The following is a 20942-nucleotide window of genomic DNA, read 5'->3' as shown; positions in this document are numbered from 1 at the left end:
CGGCGAATGGCACGAGGGCCCCTACGTCGCGGCGTACGGCAAGGGCGGCGGCAAGGGACCGACGTCGCTGTGGCGACAGCCGTGGGTGCGGGCGAAGCGGGCCAGGCGTTCCGGCACGCCGTGGGCCAGCAGGAGCCGGTGGCCGGCCGGCTCGTGCGCCGGGCCCGGGCCCGACAGCTCCTGCGGGTGCAGGACCTTGCCGATGTCGTGGGTGGCGGCGCCGTACAGGACGGCCTCCGCGTCCACCTCCACCGCCGGATGGCGGTCGGCCAGCCGGCCCAGGACGCCGGCGGCCACGTCGTGGACCGCGCGCAGGTGGGCCGCCAGGCGCGGCGGCGCGTCCAGGGAGCGCAGCAGCGCGTCGGCCGCGCCGGGCAGGCGGCGCAGGGGCGGGTCGGCCAGCGCGCGCTTGAGAGGGGACACGCTGCCACGATAGGGCGTGCGGCTGTGACACAGTCGCTGTCATGTTCGCGGAGATCACGTACGCCACCAGGCCCGGCTCGCGGCGGCCGAACGAGGACCTGGTGATCGCCGGCCCCTCCTGGATCGTCGTCCTCGACGGGGCCACGGCCGCGGCCGGGGTGGACAGCGGCTGCGTGCACGACGTCGCATGGCTGGTGGGACGGCTCGGGGGAGCGCTGGCCGCCCGGCTGGCAGCCGGTGACGGGGCGCCGCTGGCGGACGTCCTGGAGTCGGCCATCGAGGAGACGGCAGCCGCCCACTCGGGCGCCTGCGACCTCGGCAATCCCGACTCGCCGTCGGCGACGGTGGCCGTGGTGCGCGCCGGCGGGCGGGTGGAGTACCTGGTGCTGGGGGACTCGGCGGTGGTGTTCTCCGGGCCGGGCGGAGCGGCCCGGGTGGTCGGCGACGACCGGCTGGAGCGGCTGCCGGGCGGGCGGCCGTACAGCCTGGAGCTGGTGCGGCGGATGCGGAACGCGCCCGGCGGGTTCTGGGTGGCGGGCGCCAGGCCCGAGGCGGCCAGGCAGAGCGTGACCGGCGAGGTGGACGCCGGGGAGGTGTCCGGCGTCGGGGTGTTCACCGACGGGGTGACGCGGCTGTGCGACTGGTACGGGTGGAGCTGGGAGGCCGTGCTCTCCCTGCTGGCGGGCCGCGGCCCAGAAGCGGTGATCGGGGCCGTGCGGGAGCTGGAGGCGGCCCGGGGGCCGGTACGGGGCAAGCGGCACGACGACGCCACGGCCGCCTGGGGCCGGCTGCTGCGGTGAATCGCCCGATGCCGGGCCGAGGCGCTCGCTGAGGTGTATCAGGCGCGGCCTGCGCCGCTCTGGGATTTCGAGGGCGGCGGAGGGAGGGCGCATGTTCGTCGGCAGGACGGCGGAGCTCGCCTCACTGCGCGCGGAGCTGCGCGCGGCAGGCGGCGGATCCGCCAGGAGAGCGGTGGTCGAGGGGCCCGAGGGCATCGGCAAGACCGCGCTCATCCACCACGCGCTCGACGGGGAGGCGGGCGTGCGGGTGCTGGCCGTCAGCGGCGAGGAGAGCGAGCGGGAGCTCCGGCTCGGCGTCGTGCGGCAGCTCATGGACGAGGCGGCCCTGCTGGATCTCGGGACGGACGAGCCTGCGGGCGGCGGGTCCGGCGCGGCGGGCGACGGGACCGGTGCGGCGGACGAGGCGGATCCCTGCGTGGCGGGGCAGGCCGTGTGCGACCTGCTCGCCCGGCTGTCGGCGCTGGGGACGCTGGCGGTGGTCGTCGATGACGCGCAGTGGGTGGACAGGGCGTCGCTGCGGGCCCTGAGCTACGTGTTGCGGCACGTGCGGGCGGGGCGCGTGCTCCTCCTGGTCGCCTGCCGCGATCTGGCCGACCCCTGGCTGCCGGACGGCCTGAGGCGGCTGCTCGCCGGTGACGGCACGCTGCTCATCACGCTCGACGGGCTGAGCACGGGCGACCTGGCCGAGCTGGCCACCGATCCCGCGCTGACGGCCGCCCGCCGGGAACGCGGCGCGTACGGGTCCCCGGCGGACGCGGCGAGGGGAGCACTGGCGGCGCTGCGCTGGAACGGGCTGCGGCCGGATGCGTCTTGGCCGGACGTTCTTCCACCGGACGTGCTCGCACCGGACGTCCTTCGGCCCGACGTGCGGCGGCCCGACGTGCGGCGGCTGGAGGAGTGGCGGCAGGGGGTGACCTCGGCGGCGCGGCGGTTGCGGGAGCACACGCGGGGCAACCCGCTGCACGCCCGCGCCCTGCTGGCCGTCCTGACCCCCGCGGCCCTCGCCGACCCCGGCGTGCGGCTGCCGGCGCCGGAGACCTACCGGCGCCCCTTCGCCCGCCGCCTGCACGCCTGCGCCCCCGCCACCCGGCGGCTGATCGCGGCCTGCGCCGTGCTGGGCGGGAGCTGCCCGCTGCACGTGGCGGCGGCCGTGGCCACCGGGATCGACGAGCCGCTGAACACGCTGGAGGAGGCCGTCACGGCCGGGCTGCTGCGGGAGCTGCCCGGCCGCCTGATCGACTTCCCCGAGCCGCTGGCCAGGGCCGCCGCCTACGACGGGATCGGCGCGGGCGCGCGGGCGCGGCTGCACCTGGCCGCCGCCCGGCTGGCCGACGACGACGGCGCGGCGCTGCGGCACCGGGCCGCGGCGGCGGACGGGCCGGACGAGGCGCTGGCGGAGGAGCTGGCGAGGTTCGCTGCCAAGGCCGCACAACACGGGCTGTGGCAGGAGGCCGCCGCCCACCTGGATCTGGCCGCCGGTCTCTCGGAGTCGCCGGCGCGCCGCGACGAGCTGCGCACGGCCGTTCTGGAACACGTCCTCATCGGGGGCGACGTGATCCGTGCGGCTGAGCTCGCCGCCGTGCGCAACGCCGACCCGCGACCGGTGCGCCGGTACGTGCTGGGCCGCCTCGCGCTGGCCGCCGGGCGCTTCGACGAGGCGTCCGAGCTGCTGGCGGAGGCGTGGCCGCACGCGGAGCCCGCCTTCGCCGCCGACGTGGCGGAGCAGCTGTCCTGGCTGCACCTGGTCACGGGGAACCGCGCGGAGGCGGCGGGCTGGGCCCGCCTGTCGATCGAGCAGCCCATCGCGGGGCCGGTCGCCAGGCCGTACGACGTGCTGGCGCTGGGAGGGGCACCCGGCGCCGGCGCGCCACCCGGCAGCCTCGCCGAGGCCGTGGCGCACCTGGCACGCGACGAGGCGGGCCAGGCGTGCGCCGTGCTGAAGCGGGCCGTGACCGCCGCGGGCGCGGCGGGGCTGCCGCACCACCGGCTGCTGGCCACCGCGCTGCTGTCCGTCGCCGAGCACGGCCTGGCGCGCTGGGACGAGGCCGTGGCCCATGCGGAGGCCGCCCTGGCCGAGGCGTCCGCCCTGGGGCAGCGCTGGCTGCTGCCGTGGCTGGAGGCCGCCTGCGTGGCGCCGCTGGCCGCCAGGGGCGAGCACGAACGGGCCCTCGCCCACGCCACCGCCGCCGGGGCGGCCGCCCGCAGGATGCGGCACGCGGCGGGGGAGCACCAGGCGGACCTGGCCATGGCACTGCTCGGCGCGGGCGACGTCCCGGCCCCGCAGCCGGGCGCGGGCGATCTTCCGGCCGTGCGGCTGTGCGCGGGTGCCGGCGGCCTGGTGCCGGACCCGCGGCCCGCGCGCATCGAGGCGCTGGTCGCCGATGGGCGGCTGGAGGAGGCCGAGCGGGCGCTGGACGCGTACGACCGGGACGGGCCGGGCGGCGGGCGGCGCAGGCAGGCCGAGCGGATCAGGCTCGCAGGGCTGCTCCTGGCCGCCAGGAACGTTCCAACCAGGGCCGAGGAGGCGTTCGGGCGGGCGCTCGGACTGGTCGAGGCGTGCGGGTGCCCGCTGGAGGAGGCGCGGACGCTGCTGGATCTGGGCAGGCTGCTGCGCCGCACCGGCAGGCGCAGGGCGGCGGCCGAGCGGCTCGGGGCGGCACGCGCGATCTTCGACCGGCTGGGCGCTCGCCCGCTGGCCGAGCGCTGCGCCCAGGAGCTGGAGGCGTGCGGCCTGGAGCCGCCCGCGACCGTCAGGCTAGGCTTGACGCCGCAGGAGCTCAGCACGGCCACGCTGGTCGCCGGAGGCCTGACGAACCGGCAGATCGCCAGGGAGCTGCTCATCAGCGTCAAGACCGTCGAGTACCACATCGGCAAGATCTACACGAAGCTCGGCATCGGCTCCCGGGTGGCGCTGGCCGCCAGGCTCGCCGCGTACGGCCCGGAGGTATCGTTCCCGGCGGGCGAAGCAGGCTGATCGGCCACCCGGCTGATGCCTTGATCGGCAGATCATGATCATGAAACAATGACTCCATTGGTGTATCTCCGGGTATGGGGGGACGTCGCCCATGGTCCGCGAGCCGATCGAGCGGCCCTAGGATGCGGGACGACGAGCTGGACGTGGCGTTCGAGCTCGGCAGGACGTGCGCGCTGGCCGCGGAGTGCGGCAGGGACCTGCGGCGGTGCGCCCAGATGTACGCCGACCTGTTTCCCGATGCGGCCTTCGGCGCCGACTTCTTCAGCTCGCTCACCCTGGCCACGGCCTTCAGCGCCCCCTGGGCCCGCGCGGACCGGCTGAAGGCCGTCAACAGGGCCGCCCTATGGGTGACGGCGGTGGACCGGCTCGTCGGCCGCGCCGTGACCTCCCGCGAGCAGGTGAACCGCCTGACGCGGGAGTGCCTGTCGGTCGCGGAGGGGGCGGTGCCGCGCTCGGCGGTCACCCGGTTCCTGGCCGACCTGCGCGACGAGCTGGCCACCGTCGCCGACTTCGACGACCTGCAGGGCATCTGGCGCGACCAGCTCGCCCGGATGCTGGCGGGCATGGCCAGGACCTGGGTGTGGCGCGACACCCACACCGTGCCCACGCTGGCCCGGTACGTCGACAACGCCGACAGCCGCGGCTCCTGCTTCGTCGACCTGTCGCACTGGATCTACACCGCCGACGACTGGGCCAGGGCCCACCTGGAGGACCTGCGGGCCGTCAGCCGGCAGGTCCAGCGGTACCTGCACCTGCTCGGCGACGTCGCCTCCTACCGCAGGGACCTGAGCTGGGGCGACCTCAACGCGCTCGCGCTGGGCGTGGACGGCGCCGAGGTGGCGGCCGCGATCGCGGGCCTGGCGCGCGAGGCCGAGCACCTGATCGGGCCGGTGTGCGAGCACAGCCCGCGCACGGCCTCCTACCTGCGAAGACAGCTCGGCTTCCAGGCCGGCGTCACCGGGATTACGGACTATCAGCGGGCCGTGTAAAGGACGCGTCTGATTCCATGACAGACAAACTTGACACCAACCCTGTTAGATTCGCGAAAAACGTGGCTTGGGACGACAAACCGTGACATTTTGTTTCTTGTAAATTATTGCGGCTTGAGTGGAAAATGTGGCGTTGCTAGGGTGTCTCGATGCCAGGCATGTGGATCGACCCTCTCAGGCGAACCTTGACAGGTACCACTGACCGGCACCTCAGGGGCGGGGTCGCGCATGCGCGGGATATGTACGGGCGGTGCTGGATGGAATTCGGTCGCTCAGACCGTTGGCGGCTGCCGACGGCGATCAAGATCTTGGTCGCCGGAGGATTCGGCGCGGGCAAGACCACGATGGTCGGCGCCGTGTCCGAGACCAGGCCTCTTCGCACCGAGGAGGCGCTCACCCAGGCGGGCACCCACATCGACGACCTGTCGGGCGTCGAGCGCAAGCTCACCACGACCGTCGCCATGGACTTCGGGCGCATCACGATCCGCAACGACTACATGCTCTACCTGTTCGGCACCCCGGGCCAGGAGCGGTTCTTCTTCGTGTGGGACGAGCTTGCCATGGGCGCGCTGGGCGCCGTCGTGCTGGCCGACACCCGCCGCCTGGACGACTGCTTCCCGTCCGTCGACTACTTCGAGAAGCGCGGCCAGCCGTTCATCGTGGCGCTGAACTGCTTCGACGGCGTCTCGCCCTTCACCGTCGGCGAGGTGCGCTCGGCGATCGGCCTGGAGCCGGACATCCCCATCGTGCGCTGCGACGCCCGCCGCCGCGACTCCGGCAGGGAGGTGCTCATCACCCTGGTCGAGCACGCGATGCGCAGGGGAGCCTCCCCGGTCGGGACCATGTCGTGACCATGACCGGCTACCTTTGATGCGATGGAGGAGATCGACCGCCGAATCGTCACGCTGCTGGCCCGCGACGGGCGCATGAGCTTCACCGACCTGGCCAGGGAGACGGGGCTCTCCGTCTCGGCGGTGCACCAGCGCGTACGCCGCCTGGAGAAGCGCGGCGTGGTACGCGGCTACGCCGCGATCATCGACCACGACGCGGTGGGGCTGCCGCTGACCGCGTTCGTGTCGATCAAGCCGATCGACCCCGCGGCGCCCGACGACGCGCCCGAGCGGCTGGCTCACCTGGCCGCCATCGAGGCCTGCCACAGCGTGGCCGGCGACGAGAGCTACATCCTCAAGGTGCGGGTGGCCTCACCGGCCGCGCTGGAGGACCTCCTGCAGCAGATCAGGGCCTCGGCCAACGTCTCGACCCGTACCACGGTCGTGCTGAGCACCCCGTACGAGCACCGCGCCCCCGACGTCGAGCCCGACGCGGCCGGCGAGCCCGCCACCAGCCCGGACGCCCCTGCCTGACCGCCGGTCCAGGCGGCCCCGCCTGACCGCGGTCAGCGAGTCGTTCGCCAGTCCAGGCGGCCCTGCCTGACCGCGGGCCGCCAGCCCCTGATCGGCCTGCCGGTCTCCAGGGCGCGGGCGGTGTCCTCCAGCAGCGCGAGATACGACGGCCACACCACCTCGGGGCGGCGGTCCAGGCCGGTCTCGTTGTAGTACTCGCCGGTCCTGCCGGTGCGGGTGTCGATGAACAGGTTGCCGCCGTCGTTGGCCGCCGCGAACGGGATCAGGTGCCCGTCCCACCAGTCCGGCGCCAGCTCCGCCTCGTCCAGGAGGATGTCGCAGAGCATCTTCCAGTCCCGCCGCGCGTCCTCGGCGCTCATCAAGCCAGGTCATTCGCGGCACTTTACCCCGGCGAATCCGTCATGTGAGGGGGCTGCTGCAAGAGAGCACCGCCCCCGGTCATGACGGAACGGTCGAGCCGAACACCTCCTCGCGCGCGGTGGCGAGGGCGAGATCGAGGGCGCCGGCCAGGACCGGGTTGCCCTCGACGGTGGACAGCCGGACGGGCGGCCGGGGGATGGTCAGCGCGTGCAGCTCGTGCTCGACCAGCTCGCGCAGCATCTCGCCGCCCGGCAGCACGGCGCCGCCGGTCAGCACGATGAGCTCCGGATCGACGACCGCCGTGATGGCGGCCATCCCCACGGCCAGGCGGGCGGCGACGTCCCGCAGGCCTGCCCTGGCGTCCTCGGCCTTCTGGCCGGTGCCCGCCGCCGCGCGCACGGCGGCCGCGACGGCGTGGCGGAAGTCGGTGCCGCGCACGCCGTACGAGCGCAGCAGCTTCAGCACCGCCTGCCCGCCCGTCAGCGCCTGGTAGCCGTGGTCGGCGTAGCGGCCGGACTCGCGGGCCGTCGGCGCGCCGGGCGCGGGCATGTAGCCCACCTCGCCGGCCCCGCCGGTGGCGCCGCGGTGCACGCGCCCGCCCAGCACGATGGCCGAGCCGATGCCCGCGTCGGCCCACAGCAGCACGAAGTCGCGGTGGCCGCGGGCCGCGCCGTGCGCCTGCTCGGCGACGGCGACCAGGTTGACGTTGTTCTCCACGTCCACGGGCACGCCGAGCGCGGCGCTGAGCGTCGGGACCAGGTCGGGGATGTGCCAGCCGGGCACGTCCTTCGCGGCGGCGTACCCGAGCCTGCCGGTGGACGGGTCGATCGCGGCCTGCACGCCGATGACGACGCGGCGCAGCTTGCCGGGCGGCCGCGCGCCTAGCAGGGCGGTGTTGAGCCGGTCGGCGAGCTCGCCGTGGGGGCGGCGCGGGGTGGGCAGGGTGTGCTCGCCCACGATGGTGCCGGTGATGTCGGCCACCCTGGCCTCGATGCGGTGCGGGGTGACGTCGAGCGCGCCCACGTACGCCGCGGCCGGGTTGATCCGGTAGACCTCCGCGGTGCGGCCGGGCAGGCCCTCCCTGATGCCGTCCAGCACCACCAGGCCGGCCTGCTGCAGCCGCGACAGCAGCTGCGAGGCCGTGGGCTTGGACAGCCCGGTGAGCGTGCCGATCTGGGGGCGCGTCAGCGGGCCCCGCTCTAGCAGGACGCGCAGGGCGGCGCGATCATTGATGGCGCGTAGCAGACTGGGGGTCCCAGGAACCGGATCGCTCACCGCAGCCTCCCGCCAGCCAGAGTTAGTAAAGTTTACTAACTTATATGACGTCTGAAGGTGACGGTCAAGAGGTGACACCGAGACGTGACCCGGCGAGGGAAGCGGGAAAGTGATGAGAGTGCCTCTACAGGCATGCTAATGTCGTCGTTTGTCGTAACAACAAGCAGAATGGCCCGGAGTGTCCCATTAACCACATTAATGGTCAGGCGGCAACTCGTCAAACCGAGCTCGCGAAGGAGCAGGCGTACGTCACGCGCCTGTACGACCGCCTCGACACGCTGCGCGAGCGCACCCAGCGGCAGCTCAAGGAGGTACTGGCCGCGGGCGCCGTCGGCACGATGCAGAACAGGTCCGAGCGTGACACGTTCGCCGAGATGTACGCCACCCGCCTCGCGCGGCTCTGGGCGGTCGAACGCGGCCTGGTTTTCGGACGGCTGGATCACCTCGACGAAGGCCGGCTGTACATCGGCAAGCTCGGCCTGACCGACGACGAGCAGCAACGCCTGCTCATCGACTGGCGCGCGCCGGTGGCACAGCCGTTCTACCGCGCGACCCCGGCCGCCCCCATGGGGGTCACCAGGCGCCGCCACCTGCAGACCAAGGGCCGCGCCGTGATCGGCGTGGACGACGACCTGCTCGACCTCGACTCGCTCACCGACGACGACCGCGCCACGCTCAACGGCGAGGCCGCGCTGCTGGCCGCGCTCGACGAGCGGCGCACGGGGCGCATGCGCGACATCGTCGCCACCATCCAGTCCGAGCAGGACCGCGTCATCCGCAGCGACCTCAACGGCGTGCTCGTGGTGCAGGGCGGCCCCGGCACCGGCAAGACCGTCGTGGCCCTGCACCGGGCCGCGTACCTGCTCTACACCCACCGCGAGCGGCTGGAGCGCCGCGGCGTGCTCATCCTCGGGCCCAACCTCACGTTCCTGCGCTACATCGAGCAGGTGCTGCCCTCGCTCGGCGAGACCGACGTGCTGCTGTCCACGGTCGGCGAGCTCTACCCCGGCGTGAACGCCGCCGCGCGGGAGCGGCCCGAGGTGGCCGCACTCAAGGGCGACCTGCGGATGGCCGAGGTGATCGCCAAGGCCGTACGCGACCGGCAGCGGGTGCCGCGCCAGCCCATCGAGCTGACCATCGGCCGCATCACGCTCACCATCGACCGCAACATGCTGGAGGCCGCCAGGAACAAGGCCACCCGCTCCCGCCGCCCGCACAACCAGGCCCGCGCCGTGTTCGTCCGGTCGCTGCTCACCGCCCTGGCCAGGCAGCAGGCACGCAAGATCGGCAAGGGGCTCATCGACGAGGAGGACCTGGCCGACCTGCGGGAGGAGCTGCGTACCGAGCCGGTGGTCAAGTCCGCGCTGAACCGGCTGTGGCCGTACCTGACGCCGCAGCGGCTGCTGCTCGGCCTGTACGGCTCCCCCGAGCGCCTCGGCTACGCCGCCTCCGCCCTGACCCCGCAGGAACAGGCGCTGCTGCGCCGCTCCGGCGGCGAGTGGACCGAGTCCGACGTGCCGCTGCTCGACGAGGCCGCCGAGCTGCTCGGCGACATCGACGAGCAGGTGCTGCGCGCCAGCGCGCTGCAGGCGGAGGAGGAGCTGGCCGCCGCCCGGCAGGCCGAGGAGAGCCAGCGCGAGGCCGAGCTGGCCTACGCCCGCGAGGTGCTGGAGCTGACCGGGCTGTCGGACGTCATGGAGGCCGAGCGGCTGGCCGAGCGCCAGCGCGGCGAGGGCCCCTACCTCACCACCGCGGAACGCGCCGCCGCCGACCGTACCTGGGCCTACGGGCACGTGATCGTGGACGAGGCGCAGGAGCTGTCGCCGATGGCCTGGCGGGCCGTCATGCGGCGGTGCCCGACCCGGTCGATGACCATCGTCGGCGACATCGCCCAGACCGGTTCGGCGGCCGGGGCCCGCTCGTGGGAGGAGGTGCTCGACCCGTACGTGGCCGGGCGCTGGCGCCAGGAGCGGCTGACCGTCAACTACCGCACCCCCGTCGAGCTGATGGAGGTGGCCGCCCGCGTCCTGGCCACCATCGACCCGGCCCTGGAGGCGCCCACCTCCGTGCGCGAGGCCGGCGCGCGCCCGTGGGCGGCGCCGCTGTCGGCCCTGCCGGAGCTGGCCAAGGAGGAGGCGGGCGAGGGCGGCAAGGTCGCCGTGGTGGTGCCCGACTCGCTGCTGTCCGGGCTCGGTACGGACATCGCCGCCTACGTGCCGGGCACCGTCGTCGTCACGCCGGGCGCCGGCCGTGCCCGCGGGGCGGAGGCCCTGGACGCGCCCGTCGCCGTGATGGGGGTGACGGACGCCAAGGGGCTCGAGTTCGACTCCGTCATCGTCGCCGAGCCCGACCTCATCGCCGCCCAGTCGCCACGAGGGCCCAGCGACCTGTATGTTGCTCTCACGCGTGCGACACAGCGGCTCGGGGTCGTCCACGAGCGGCCGCTGTCGCAGGCGCTGCGGGACTTGCCAAGCCGCTCTCCGGCACCCGCAAATGGGCTTTGACCGGCTATGCGACCACCGGCCGAACATGTCCCACCTGCGGAAACTTGATGTTTCTGCTGATCGGGACACGGTTGACATCTGAGGTGGAGTCGGTAGTTTGCTGCGCAGTCCAGCACGGGACTTGGCCGGTTGGCCGTCTCTGACATCGTCGGATCCTGCGTCCGTGACGGAGCGTGACTCCGTCCACACAGCCAGGTGCAGGGCCGTCGGTCCGTCGAGTCGGGGCACCCCAACCGGGCGGGGGGTTGGACCCGGGACGGGTCCGGGAGCCCAGTAGACAACGGAATTCCGAGCTCGCCGCCGACGAGACGGGTCCGGTCCGAAGGGTTTCCGGGCCCTCTTCCCGCTCTCGTGCCATCGGACCGCCATCGCGCCGGGGTGGTCCCGTTCAGCCGCGGGATCACCCTGCCGCCCCTCCTTTTTCCCGGCGATGTTCCGATCTTCCGCGCGCCTCGCCGGTCTGAGCGCGGCCTGGGAGCGGTAGCGTTTTCGCAAGCAAGCCGTTTGTGAGGTGGCGAGGAGACCCCGGAGTGGTTCAGGACAGAACGGGCCTACCGCCCGCGGCCGGACACGAACCCGGCCGTGCGGGTGTGCCGGCGTCGCCTGGCGACGGCACGCCGGAAACCGGGACGTCGTCTTCCGCCGGGGCGTCGGAAACCGGGACGTTGTCTGCTGCCAGCGCGCCGGAAACTGGCACGTCGTCTGTCGCCAGCGCACCGGAAGCCGGGACGTCGTCCGCTGTCAGCGTGCCGGAGGCCGGCACCACGGTGGTCGCCACCCCGCTGACCGGTCAGACGCCTGTTGGCGAAGGCGCTCCGGAGGGGGCGACAGGCGTGGAGGCGGCGGATGCGTCCCCGTCCAGCGTCGCACCCGCAACGGCCGATCAACCTGCGGTGGAGCCCGAGCCCGAGCCTGCGTCCGAGGCCGGGCGCATCGGTGAGGGGTCCGTGCCGGTGGCCGGGCGTGCTGACGAGCAGCCCGAGGCGGAGGGTGACCTGCAGGCCAGGCGTGGCTCGGAGGGCGTAGCCGAGGCCGCGCGGACGGCCGAGGGAGGGGCCGGGCAGGGCGGGAAGGTCAAGGGGCGGGTGGCCGGGGCGGTGGCGAAGCCGGAGTCGCGGTGGACGCTGCTGGGCAGGGTCGTGGCGGCCGTCGCCGGTGGGCTGGCGCTGTTCGCCGCGTTCCCGCCGCTCGGCTGGTGGCTGTGCGCCCCGCTCGGCATCGGGCTCATCGCCGGCTCGCTCCACGGCTCCCGGCCCAGACGGGCCGCCTGGATCGGCTACCTGGCCGCCCTGGTGTTCCTGCTGCCGGCGCTCGCCTGGGTACGCAGCATCGGCGACGACGTCTGGTTCATGCTGGTCGGCACGGAAAGCCTGTTCTACGCGGCGATGGCCGCGATGGCCGCGCTGGTGTTCAGGCTGCCCGCATGGCCGTTGTGGTTCGGCGGGTTGTGGGTGCTCATGGAATGGGCCCGCAGCCTCGTGCCGATCGGCGGGTTCCCGTGGGCGCGGGCCGCCTTCAGCCAGGGTGAGTCGCTGTTCACCCCGTACGCGGCGCTCGGCGGCGTCCCGCTGGTGTCGTTCGCCGTCGCGCTGTCCGGCGCGCTGCTGGCCCAGGCGGTCCTCGGCAGGCGTACGGCGCCCGGCGGGCGCGCCGCGCTCGTGCGCAGGGCGGCGCCTCTCGCGCTGGCGCTGGCCGTGCCGTTGCTGGGCCTCGCCGTGCCCAGGCCCGGCGACGAGGGCCGCACCGTCAACATCGGCATCGTGCAGGGCAACGTCCCCGGCCAGGGCATGTACGCGCTCGGCGACGAGCCCGCCGTCGTGCTGCGCAACCACGCCAACGAGACCAAACGCCTGGCCCAGGCCGTACGCGAGGGCAAGCTCCCCAAGCCCGACCTGGTCGTCCTGCCGGAGAACTCCACCGACATCGACCCCTACCGCGACGAGTACGCCCGCCGGACCATCCACGACTCGGTCCGGGACGTCGGCGTGCCCACGCTCGTCGGGGCCGTCGTGGCGATCGGCACCGAGCACCGCGCCACCCGCAGCCTCGTGTGGGACCCGGTGACCGGGCCCGGCGACTACTACGACAAGCAGCGGCTGGTGCCGTTCGGGGAGTACACCCCGTTCAAGGACATCGTGCTGGCGCTGTGGGAGCGGGCCGGTCTCGTCGGCAGGCAGTCGGTCCCCGGCGACAAGCCGGGCGACCTCAAGCTCGGCCCGGTCACCGTCGGCGCGGTCAACTGCTACGAGGTCGCCTACGACGACACGGTGCGCGAGACCGTACGGGCCGGGGGCACGCCGCTCGTCGTGCAGACCAACAACGCCTCCTACGCCCTGTCCAACCTGCCGCCCCAGCAGCTCGCCATGTCCCAGCTACGCGCCGTCGAGCACAACCGTGCCGTCGTGACCGCCGCGACCACCGGGATCTCGGCATATGTCACACCTGACGGTAAGGTCTCCTGGCAGACCCGCGAGCGTGTCGCTGACATGAACGTGGTCCAAGTGCCCGTACGCACGGAGCAAACGCTTGCCACCAGGGTGGGCGCGCTTCCCGAGTGGGCATTGATGGTGATGGGAGCCGCGGCGGCCGCAGCCGCCGCGTGGCGTGGCAGGCGGCGAGGCGATCGGATGGGCGATCGGATGAGGAACGACGGATGATGGAGACTCTCGGCAGGGTGCTCGTCGTCGTGCCCACCTACAACGAGCGCGACAACCTGCCGGCGATCGTCGATCGCGTGCGGGCCGCCGTCCCCGACGCCCACGTGCTGGTGGCCGACGACAACAGCCCCGACGGCACCGGGAAGGTCGCCGACGGGCTCGCCGCCGAGGACGACCATGTGCACGTCCTGCACCGGCCCGGCAAGCAGGGGCTCGGCGCCGCGTACATCGCCGGGTTCCGCTGGGGCCTGGAGGAGGGGTACGACGTCCTGGTCGAGATGGACGCCGACGGCTCCCACCAGCCCGAGGAACTGCCGAAGCTGCTGGCGGCGCTGGCCGACGGCGCCGACCTGGCGATCGGCTCGCGGTACGTGCCGGGCGGCAAGGTCGTCAACTGGCCCCAGCGGCGCGAGCTGCTGTCGAAGGGCGCCAACATCTACACCCGGGTGATGCTCGGCCTCCCCGTACGCGACGCGACCGCCGGCTTCCGCGCCTACCGGGCGGCCACGCTGGAGAAGGTCGGCCTGTCCGGGGTGGAGTCGCAGGGTTACTGCTTCCAGGTCGACCTGACGCTGCGCACGTCCCGGCACGGGCTGCGGGTGGTGGAGGTGCCGATCACGTTCGTGGAGCGTACGGTCGGCAAGAGCAAGATGAGCGGCAAGGTCATGTCCGAGGCGCTGTGGCGGATCGGCATGTGGGGCGTCGCCGGGCTGCCCAAGCGGCTCAAGGGCCCGGGCCGCGACTAGAGCGGCCATCCGGCCCTCCGTCAGGGGTCCTGTCGGGACTGGAGCGGCCGTCTCCGCCCGCGGCCCAGGGCTTCTGTTGGATCTGGAGCGGTCGTCTCCGCTCGCGGTCCAGGGGTTCTGCTGGGTCTGGAGTGGCCGCCGCGGCCGTGCGGCCAGGGTCCCATCCGGGGGATCCCTGATTTGCCGCCGGCGCTGGAACGCCCGGCGGCCTCCCAGCGTTGTCCCTGCTGTAACGCGCGTGCGAATCGAGGAAACGATGCGGTTCCTGCTCTTCCTGGCCTTCCTGGTCGTGCCCGTCCTGGAGATCTGGCTGCTGATCCAGGTCGGGTCGGTGATCGGCGCGCCCGCGACCGTCGCCCTGCTCATCGCCGACAGCCTCCTGGGCGCCTGGCTGGTACGCCGCGAGGGCCGCCGGGCCTGGCGGGCGCTGCAGACGGCGCTGGAATCGGGCCGCATGCCCGACAAGGAGCTGGCCGACGGCGGCATCATCCTGGTGGGTGGCACGCTGCTGCTGACGCCGGGTTTCTTCACCGACGTCTTCGGGTTCCTGTGCCTGATCCCGTTCACCCGGCCGATGATGCGCCGGCTGGGCTCGTGGTTCTTCGAGCGCCGGATCAAGAAGATGGCCGCCGCGTCGCCGTACGCGAACCTCTTCCCGCCGTCCTCCGGCTTCCCCGGCGCGGACGCGTCGCAGGGCAGTGGCCGGGTGGTGCACGGCGAGGTCATCCGCGAGGACCGCGACTCGTAGCCCTCTCCCGCGCGACGGGACGGATGGGCCCGGCGCCCTGGGGCACGCGTCCCTGATCCCGGCCGGGGCCCGCGCGGCCGGTAGCGCCAGGAACGCGCACACCCCTGGCCCTCCGGGCGGCCCGGTCTGACGGCCCTAATGGGACGTACGTGGCAATACGCCGCACGTGGGCGGGGTCGCCGAGCCGGTAAGGGACACGCACACTGTACGGGCCGCTCAGACCGCCAGGCGCGTGGACTCGACCGCGCTCGCCCTGCGCGTCGGGGGGATGTGCTTGCGCTGTGCTGCGCAGCCCGCTCCTGACGTTGCGCCGGCTCCGCCCGGCCCCTGATGCCCTGACGTTGAGAGCCGGCTCCGCCGGGCTGACGCGCGGCTGCCTGGAGCGGTCACCCGGTCTCTGGTCAGAGGCCGCCCAGCCCTTGGTCAGAGAGCCGGCGGAAAGAAAAACCCCCGGGCCGGGCCCGGGGGTTTCACCGTGAGAGAAGGTCAGGCGCTCTTACGACGCTGTGCCCGCAATACCGCGAGCCGCTCGTTGAGCACCTCCTCAAGATCTTCGATGGACCGCCGCTCCAGAAGCATGTCCCAGTGTGTCCGTGGGGGCTTGGTCTTCTTGGACTCCGGCTGCTCGCCGTCCACCCGCACCGCGGTCGCGCCGCACATGCGGCACTCCCAAGTCGCGGGGATCTCAGCCTCGGCGGCAAGCGGAACCTCGAAGCGATGGCCCTTAGGACAGGTGTAAGACACCTCCTGGCGTGGGGCCAGATCCGTGTTACGGTCGTTCTCGTAGCTGGTTGCCCCGAGCCGGGTGCCACGAAGCGCGCGCTCGCCCATGTTTAAATGCCTCCTACAGGGCCCCCTTGCGTGGGGGGTCTGTCTCCCACGGTGTCTAACGCTTGGTACCGTGATGGGATTCCCACCCTCGGGGTGATCCAATCGCGCTTGAGGCCTCGGGTATTCACAAGATCGGCGTTCAGGCGCTCAGCCTGCGGTGATGCGCTGGTTCTGGCGTCGGCGCGCATCCCTGGACCCAGATTTCGGGCAAATTGTCGTATGCGTTGTCAGGTCGTGGCGGGGGTTCGGGCGGGTTGGAACAGCTCGACGAGATTGCCGGCCGGGTCGGTGAGCAGGATCTGACGGCCACCGGGGCCGGAGATCGCGTCGCCGAGGAAGGACAGCCCGGCGCCGCGGAGCCGGTCGATCTCGGCGTCGAGGTCGTCGACGACGAGATGGATACGGTTGCGGCCGGCGGCGGTGCCGTCGGGCGTGGCGCGGGCGCCGGAGCTGGCCGGGCCTGACAGCAGCAGCCGCAGCGGGCCGCGTACGACGTCGGCGAAGGCGGGCGCGGCGTCCAGGCGCAGGGTGAAGCCGAGGTGGGTGGTGTAGAAGTCGACGGCGGCGGCCACGTCGTCGACGAGGTAACGCACGCTGGCGAACTGGTCGGGTGCGGTCATGACTGGGCCTCCTGTGGCATCAGGACGGGCAGCAGGTAGTGGACGCGGGTGTCGATCTCCGCGGCGGTACCGGCGAGACCGGCGGTGCCGCCGGAGCCGGAGTGTGCGGCGGTGCCGGCCGTGGCGGGGTCGGGGATGCTCCAGTGGACGTGGCGAGGGCTGCCGGGGAAGTCGGGGATGACCTCGCGGACCCTGTCGCAGAGGCTGATCACGTAGTCGAACCGGCAGCCGGACACGGTGTCCAGGTGCCGGGGGCGCTGGTCCGGCACGTCGATGCCGTAGTGCTCCTGCAGGACGGCGACGGCGTCGGGGTGCAGCCGCTGCCTGGGATGGCTGCCGGCGCTGATCGCCTCCACGTTGCCGCCGGTGCGGTGGCGCAGCAGGGCTTCGGCGATCGGTGAGCGGGCGCTGTTGCCCGTACAGGCGAACAGCACGCGGGGACGGCGCACGGACGGTGGTGAGGCCGGGACGGGGTGCGGTGCGTGCGCGGGCGGGGGCGGGGCCGGGGGAAGGCGCAGCGCGGGGTGGAGGGCGGTGCCGGTGGTGGCCAGGGCGTGGGCGCAGCGTTCCAGGTCGAGGTGGTAGTAGCTGTCGCGGGCGTCGTAGGTGCTGCGCCGGGCGGTGACCAGCCCGCCGTCGCGCAGCAGCCGCAGGTGATAGGAGACCAGGTTCTGCGGCTGGCCGACCAGCTCGACGAGCTCCCGGACCCGGTAGTCGCTCGAGGCCAGCTCGCTCAGCAGCCGCCACCGCAGGGGGTGGGCGGCCAGCTGGAGGAAGGCCGGGGTGGCTGGAGGTGAGCTCACCATGAGCCCGATGATACATCAAACGGATTTGATGTATCAGGGTCAGGAGCCGCCGGGGGATACGAGGCCGGACTCGTAGGCCAGGATGACGAGCTGAGCGCGGTCCCGGGCGTGGAGCTTGGCCATGGCCCGGTTGACGTGGGTCTTCGCGGTCAGCGGGCTGATCACCATGTGGTCGGCGATCTCGTCGTTGGACAGGCCGCGCGCCACGAGGACCACGGCCTCTCTCTCACGGTTGGTCAGCTCCTCCAGGCCCGGCCCGGTGGCGGTCCGGCGCGGCTGGGTGACGTACCTGTCGATGAGCCTGCGGGTGATCGACGGGGCGAGCAGCGCGTCCCCGCGGGCGGCGACGCGCACCGCGTGCAGGAAATCCTCGGGCACGATGTCCTTGACGAGGAACCCCGCCGCGCCGGCGCGCAGCGCGTCGAAGACGTACTCGTCGAAGCCGTAGTTGGTCAGGATGACGACGTGCACCCCGGCCAGGGCCGGGTCCGCGGCGATACGCCGGGTCGCCTCGATGCCGTCGACCACCGGCATCTGGATGTCGATGAGCGCGATGTCGGGCAGGTGCAGCCTGGCCAGGGCCAGGCCCTCCAGCCCGTCGCCGGCCTCGGCCACCACCTCGATGTCGTCCTCGAGGTCGAGCAGCGCGCGGAACCCGCTGCGCAGGAGCGGCTGGTCGTCCACCAGCAGGACACGGATCATGACGCCTGGTTCATCGGCAGCTCGGCCTGGACGGTGAAGCCGCCCTCGCCCCGCGGCTCCGCGCGCAGCCGGCCGCCGAGCGCGGTGACGCGCTCGCGCATCCCGGTCAGCCCGACGCCCGGCGCAGGGACGGTGTCCGGGGTGGCCTGGCCGTCGTCGTCGATGCGGATCGCCAGCACGTCCGGGCGGCAGTCGATCCGCACCGACACGGTCGCGGCGGCGGCATGCCGGGCGACGTTGGTGAGCGACTCCTGGACGATCCGGTAGACGGTGCGGCTCACCGCGGACGGCACCGGCTGCCGTTGCCCTTCGAACGTCAGCGTCGCGTCCAGGCCGGTCGTGCGGGCGCGTTCCACCAGCTCCGCGACGTGGTCCAGCCCGCGTGGCGGGCTCGTGTCGTCCTCGCGCAGGGCCTCCAGGGTGGCGCGCAGCTCCCGGGTCGCCTCCCGTCCCGCCTCCTGGATCGCCAGCAGGGCCTCCGGAACCTGTTCGCCGCGCCTGCGGGCCACGTGCACGGCGACCTCGGCCTGCACCTTGATGATCGAGATCTGGTGGGTGAGCGAGTCGTGCAGCTCCCGCGCGATGCGCAGCCGCTCCTCGTCCGCGCGGCGCCGGGCCGTCTCCTCCTTCGTGCGCTCGGCCTCCTCCGCCCGCCGCTCCGCCTGCCGCAGCGCCTCTCCCGCGGCGCCGGCCGCCACCAGCCAGGCCAGCTCCAGGGCACCCCTGGCCTGCGCGAAGGCCTCTCCCGTGTCGTGCAGGCCGGCGGCCATGGCCGCCAGGGGGAGAGCGGCCAGCACGATCACGCTCGCCGCCACCGTGGCCGCGCGGTGTCCCGCCCGTACGGCGGCGTACACCGCGAACAGGTACGCCACCGCGGGCACGTCGAAACCGGCCGCCTGGTAACCCACCGCGCACAGCCCGGTGACGGCCAGGACGACCACCGGAGCCCGCCGCCGCACGGCGAGCGCCAGGCCGCCGCCGGCCAGCAACGCGTACCCGAGCAGGCCGAGGCCCGTCGTGGAAGGCGGCCCGGACAGCCCGGTGACCAGCAGCGCCGCCGCCACGCAGGCGGCGATCGCCCAGTCGAAGACATCGGCCCGCACCCCGGACCGTCCTGCACTCATGCGCGCACCCTAGCGGGATACCCGCGCGGGACGAATCCTGCGAGGGGACGATCGGCCCGCTACCGCGACCGCGGTATCGGTGTCGCTCCTGCACGAAGGTGGCCGGCTCGCCTTCGCGACCGCGGTATCGGTGTCGCTCCTGCACGAAGGTGGCCGGCTCGCCTTCGCGGCCGTGGTGAGGGTGTTGTTCCTGTGTGATGACGAGCGGCTCGCTACCGCGGCCGGGGTACCGGGGCCGGTTCTGCCGCGTTCGTGGTAGGCCACTGCTGCTCCCATGGCAGCGCGGAATGCCTTCCTGGGCCGGACGACCGGCGGCCGGTCCAGCGGACATGATCGGGGTCACGTCCAGTCGGAGGAGGAACACCCCATGTCAGTTCGACATCTGCTCGCCGCGCATGTCCTGGCCCAGCCGGATCCCGTCAGCGCCTACAGCCTGACCACCGGGCGCCTGTGGTCCGTGGTGGCCGCGCTGGTGGGGCTCGTCGGCGTGGTCGCCGGTGGGTTCGCCCTGGTCCGTTCCGGCGCGGGTCGTGCGGGCGGTGGCGCCGCGCGCAAGGGGGCCGTCACGGCCCTGGTGACGGGCGCGGTCGGTGCGGTCATCGGCGGGTGGGTCGTGGCCGCCGCCGAAGGTGGTCCCGGCACCGGGTACGGCATCGTCGGCGGCTACCTCGCCCTGGTGGTGGGGCTGGGCGCCGTGGCCGTCGGCGGGCTGGCCCTGGCCCGGCTGCGCCGCCGCGTCACCGCACCATCGCCCCGCCCCTGATCGCACCCGCCCCTGATCACGCCTCCGGCCGGGCACCCTCGGGAGGAGAACGCAAGGTCGGCGGCGTCCGGGTAAGGGGAGCGCGGTGATCCGGCGCTCGGGTGGAGAGCGCGCGGCGGTTCGGCGTTCGGGTGGAGGAGTGTGGCGGTTCGGCGTTCGGCGCCCGCGGCCGAGCCGTCATGAGGAGTCGCGGATCACCAGGGACGGCTCGAAGATGATCGAGGTGGGGCGGTGCTCCGGCTGCCCGATGTGCTCCAGCAGCAGCCGGGCCAGCTCCGCCGCCATGTCCTCCACCGGATGGCGTACGGTCGTCAGCGCGGGCCGGCACGCGGTAGCCGCGCTGCTGTCGTCGAAGCCGACCACCGCCACGTCGTCCGGCACCGCGCGGCCGTGTTGCCGCAGCACCAGCAGGGCCCCCTGCGCCATCAGGTCGTTGGCCACGAAGACGCCGTCGAGGCCGGGGTGGTCGGCCAGCAGGCGTTCCATGGCCTGCTCGCCGCTGTGGTAGGTGAAGCCGCCTTCGGCGCAGGGCACGAACGGGTGGCCGTGGGCGGCCATCGCGTCGCGGAAGCCGGCCAGGCGGGCCTGGCTCGCCGGCACGTCCAGCGGCCCCGAGACCGTCACGATCCGCTTCCTGCCGCGGGCGACCAGGTGGTCGGCGGCGAGTTTCGCCCCGCCCCGGTGGTCGACGTCGACGTAGCTGATCGGCACGGGCTCGGCGGGCCTGGCGAAGAGCACGGCGGTCAGCCTCGCCTCGGCCAGCAGGCGCGGCAGCGGGTCCTCGGCGTGGGTGGAGACGAGGACGGCCCCGTCGGCGTCGCCCTGCCGCAGGGAGGCGAGCACCTGCGCGCGGGCCTCGGCGGTCTCGGCGAACATCAGGACCGGATGGATGCCCCGTGGCCGCAGGAAGCCGACGATGCCGCCGGCGACCCGGCCGAAGAACGGGTCGGTGAACACCTGGACGGGAAAGGAGTCGCTCTGGCCGCCCGCACCGGAGACGACCAGGGCGACGCTGCCCGTACGGCGGGTGACGAGAGAGCGGGCCGCCCGGTTGGGCACGTATTCGGTGGCGGCGATGGCCTGCCTGACCGCCTCCTGGATCGCGGAGTCGACGTTGCGGATGCCGTTGATCACCCGGGAGACGGTGGCCCGGGAGACCCCCGCCGCCCTGGCGACGTCCTCCAGCGTGGGGGACGGCGGCGGGGGATCTTGCCTCATGGCGCCTTTATGGCACACCGCTCGGAGAGCGCTCTCCG

19 protein-coding genes are annotated in these 20942 nt (G+C 73.4%); 10 read left to right on the top strand and 9 right to left on the bottom strand.

The features are described 5' to 3' along the window. Positions 1-21: 21 nt before the first annotated feature. A complete protein-coding gene (locus ACBJ32_RS07060) occupies positions 22-423 on the bottom strand; it encodes an HD domain-containing protein (protein WP_375126024.1) in 402 nt (133 codons plus the stop codon). A 41-nt stretch (positions 424-464) separates the two neighbouring features. On the opposite strand from ACBJ32_RS07060, the gene ACBJ32_RS07055 reads away from it, so the two are divergent. The 5 genes from ACBJ32_RS07055 to ACBJ32_RS07035 all read left to right on the top strand — a co-directional run bounded on the left by ACBJ32_RS07055 (position 465) and on the right by ACBJ32_RS07035 (position 6550). Beyond that, positions 465-1223, top strand: a complete 759-nt coding sequence (locus ACBJ32_RS07055; protein ID WP_375126023.1) for a protein phosphatase 2C domain-containing protein — start codon at positions 465-467, stop codon at positions 1221-1223. 91 nt (positions 1224-1314) lie between these two features. Next, a complete protein-coding gene (locus ACBJ32_RS07050; protein ID WP_375126022.1) occupies positions 1315-4197 on the top strand; it encodes an AAA family ATPase in 2883 nt (960 codons plus the stop codon). Between the two features lie 122 nt (positions 4198-4319). Next, on the top strand, positions 4320-5186 hold the full coding sequence (locus ACBJ32_RS07045) for a terpene synthase family protein (RefSeq protein ID WP_375126021.1): 867 nt from the start codon (positions 4320-4322) through the stop codon (positions 5184-5186). Positions 5187-5443: 257 nt separating this feature from the next. Beyond that, positions 5444-6037, top strand: a complete 594-nt coding sequence (locus ACBJ32_RS07040) for an ATP/GTP-binding protein (RefSeq protein ID WP_357884301.1) — start codon at positions 5444-5446, stop codon at positions 6035-6037. A 24-nt stretch (positions 6038-6061) separates the two neighbouring features. Then, positions 6062-6550, top strand: coding sequence for an Lrp/AsnC family transcriptional regulator (locus ACBJ32_RS07035; protein ID WP_357884303.1), 489 nt, complete (start codon positions 6062-6064; stop codon positions 6548-6550). A 32-nt stretch (positions 6551-6582) separates the two neighbouring features. On the opposite strand, the gene ACBJ32_RS07030 is transcribed toward ACBJ32_RS07035, so the two are convergent. Both ACBJ32_RS07030 and ACBJ32_RS07025 read right to left on the bottom strand, forming a co-directional pair. Beyond that, the gene (locus tag ACBJ32_RS07030; protein ID WP_375126020.1) at positions 6583-6909 is read right to left on the bottom strand and encodes a hypothetical protein; all 327 of its coding nucleotides are present in this window, start codon (positions 6907-6909) and stop codon (positions 6583-6585) included. Between the two features lie 79 nt (positions 6910-6988). Next, a complete protein-coding gene (locus ACBJ32_RS07025) occupies positions 6989-8185 on the bottom strand; it encodes an ROK family transcriptional regulator (RefSeq protein WP_357884309.1) in 1197 nt (398 codons plus the stop codon). A 338-nt stretch (positions 8186-8523) separates the two neighbouring features. On the opposite strand from ACBJ32_RS07025, the gene ACBJ32_RS07020 reads away from it, so the two are divergent. The 4 genes from ACBJ32_RS07020 to ACBJ32_RS07005 all read left to right on the top strand — a co-directional run bounded on the left by ACBJ32_RS07020 (position 8524) and on the right by ACBJ32_RS07005 (position 14840). Further along, positions 8524-10689: a HelD family protein gene (locus tag ACBJ32_RS07020; protein WP_375126019.1), complete on the top strand. Its 2166-nt coding sequence runs from the start codon at positions 8524-8526 to the stop codon at positions 10687-10689. Between the two features lie 893 nt (positions 10690-11582). Next, positions 11583-13346 (top strand): apolipoprotein N-acyltransferase, encoded by a 1764-nt coding sequence (lnt, locus tag ACBJ32_RS07015; RefSeq protein WP_375126018.1) that lies wholly within the window; start codon positions 11583-11585, stop codon positions 13344-13346. Further along, the gene (locus ACBJ32_RS07010) at positions 13343-14092 is read left to right on the top strand and encodes a polyprenol monophosphomannose synthase (RefSeq protein ID WP_375126017.1); all 750 of its coding nucleotides are present in this window, start codon (positions 13343-13345) and stop codon (positions 14090-14092) included. Before lnt ends, ACBJ32_RS07010 begins: the two co-directional genes overlap by 4 nt. A gap of 238 nt (positions 14093-14330) precedes the next feature. After that, positions 14331-14840 carry an FxsA family protein gene (locus tag ACBJ32_RS07005; protein WP_375126016.1) on the top strand — a complete coding sequence of 170 codons (510 nt, stop codon included), beginning with the start codon at positions 14331-14333 and terminating at the stop codon, positions 14838-14840. Positions 14841-15326: 486 nt separating this feature from the next. Here ACBJ32_RS07005 and ACBJ32_RS07000 read toward each other — a convergent pair whose 3' ends face one another. The 5 genes from ACBJ32_RS07000 to ACBJ32_RS06980 form a co-directional block, all read right to left on the bottom strand. After that, positions 15327-15671 (bottom strand): RNA polymerase-binding protein RbpA, encoded by a 345-nt coding sequence (locus tag ACBJ32_RS07000; RefSeq protein ID WP_043625492.1) that lies wholly within the window; start codon positions 15669-15671, stop codon positions 15327-15329. Between the two features lie 227 nt (positions 15672-15898). Beyond that, a complete protein-coding gene (locus ACBJ32_RS06995; RefSeq protein ID WP_375126015.1) occupies positions 15899-16291 on the bottom strand; it encodes a VOC family protein in 393 nt (130 codons plus the stop codon). Next, positions 16288-17097: an ArsR family transcriptional regulator gene (locus ACBJ32_RS06990; protein WP_375126014.1), complete on the bottom strand. Its 810-nt coding sequence runs from the start codon at positions 17095-17097 to the stop codon at positions 16288-16290. The genes ACBJ32_RS06995 and ACBJ32_RS06990 overlap by 4 nt, the downstream gene beginning before the upstream one ends. A 39-nt stretch (positions 17098-17136) precedes the next feature. Further along, positions 17137-17799, bottom strand: a complete 663-nt coding sequence (locus tag ACBJ32_RS06985; RefSeq protein ID WP_357884320.1) for a response regulator transcription factor — start codon at positions 17797-17799, stop codon at positions 17137-17139. Next, on the bottom strand, positions 17796-18923 hold the full coding sequence (locus ACBJ32_RS06980; protein WP_375126013.1) for a sensor histidine kinase: 1128 nt from the start codon (positions 18921-18923) through the stop codon (positions 17796-17798). The genes ACBJ32_RS06985 and ACBJ32_RS06980 overlap by 4 nt, the downstream gene beginning before the upstream one ends. A 367-nt stretch (positions 18924-19290) precedes the next feature. On the opposite strand from ACBJ32_RS06980, the gene ACBJ32_RS06975 reads away from it, so the two are divergent. After that, positions 19291-19686, top strand: coding sequence for a DUF6223 family protein (locus ACBJ32_RS06975; protein ID WP_357884324.1), 396 nt, complete (start codon positions 19291-19293; stop codon positions 19684-19686). A 177-nt stretch (positions 19687-19863) separates the two neighbouring features. Here ACBJ32_RS06975 and ACBJ32_RS06970 read toward each other — a convergent pair whose 3' ends face one another. Further along, positions 19864-20904 (bottom strand): LacI family DNA-binding transcriptional regulator, encoded by a 1041-nt coding sequence (locus ACBJ32_RS06970; protein ID WP_375126012.1) that lies wholly within the window; start codon positions 20902-20904, stop codon positions 19864-19866. Positions 20905-20942: the final 38 nt, after the last annotated feature.

This window comes from Nonomuraea sp. GTA35, from assembly GCF_041950525.1.
In the GTDB taxonomy this organism is placed as follows: Bacteria; Actinomycetota; Actinomycetes; order Streptosporangiales; family Streptosporangiaceae; genus Nonomuraea.
Note: the sequence above shows the minus strand (reverse complement) of the source record. Positions and strands in the feature narration are given on the sequence as shown.

What these genes read in the sequence shown, in the direction of transcription:
- ACBJ32_RS07055 (WP_375126023.1), top strand. Translation starts at nt 465, where the DNA reads ATGTTCGCGGAGATCACGTACGCCACCAGGCCCGGCTCGCGGCGGCCG.
- ACBJ32_RS07050 (WP_375126022.1), top strand. Translation starts at nt 1,315, where the DNA reads ATGTTCGTCGGCAGGACGGCGGAGCTCGCCTCACTGCGCGCGGAGCTG.
- ACBJ32_RS07045 (WP_375126021.1), top strand. Translation starts at nt 4,320, where the DNA reads ATGCGGGACGACGAGCTGGACGTGGCGTTCGAGCTCGGCAGGACGTGC.
- ACBJ32_RS07040 (WP_357884301.1), top strand. Translation starts at nt 5,444, where the DNA reads ATGGAATTCGGTCGCTCAGACCGTTGGCGGCTGCCGACGGCGATCAAG.
- ACBJ32_RS07035 (WP_357884303.1), top strand. Translation starts at nt 6,062, where the DNA reads ATGGAGGAGATCGACCGCCGAATCGTCACGCTGCTGGCCCGCGACGGG.
- ACBJ32_RS07030 (WP_375126020.1), bottom strand. Translation starts at nt 6,909, where the DNA reads ATGAGCGCCGAGGACGCGCGGCGGGACTGGAAGATGCTCTGCGACATC.
- ACBJ32_RS07020 (WP_375126019.1), top strand. Translation starts at nt 8,524, where the DNA reads ATGCAGAACAGGTCCGAGCGTGACACGTTCGCCGAGATGTACGCCACC.
- ACBJ32_RS07010 (WP_375126017.1), top strand. Translation starts at nt 13,343, where the DNA reads ATGATGGAGACTCTCGGCAGGGTGCTCGTCGTCGTGCCCACCTACAAC.
- ACBJ32_RS07000 (WP_043625492.1), bottom strand. Translation starts at nt 15,671, where the DNA reads ATGGGCGAGCGCGCGCTTCGTGGCACCCGGCTCGGGGCAACCAGCTAC.
- ACBJ32_RS06995 (WP_375126015.1), bottom strand. Translation starts at nt 16,291, where the DNA reads ATGACCGCACCCGACCAGTTCGCCAGCGTGCGTTACCTCGTCGACGAC.
- ACBJ32_RS06990 (WP_375126014.1), bottom strand. Translation starts at nt 17,097, where the DNA reads ATGGTGAGCTCACCTCCAGCCACCCCGGCCTTCCTCCAGCTGGCCGCC.
- ACBJ32_RS06985 (WP_357884320.1), bottom strand. Translation starts at nt 17,799, where the DNA reads ATGATCCGTGTCCTGCTGGTGGACGACCAGCCGCTCCTGCGCAGCGGG.
- ACBJ32_RS06980 (WP_375126013.1), bottom strand. Translation starts at nt 18,923, where the DNA reads ATGAGTGCAGGACGGTCCGGGGTGCGGGCCGATGTCTTCGACTGGGCG.
- ACBJ32_RS06975 (WP_357884324.1), top strand. Translation starts at nt 19,291, where the DNA reads ATGTCAGTTCGACATCTGCTCGCCGCGCATGTCCTGGCCCAGCCGGAT.
- ACBJ32_RS06970 (WP_375126012.1), bottom strand. Translation starts at nt 20,904, where the DNA reads ATGAGGCAAGATCCCCCGCCGCCGTCCCCCACGCTGGAGGACGTCGCC.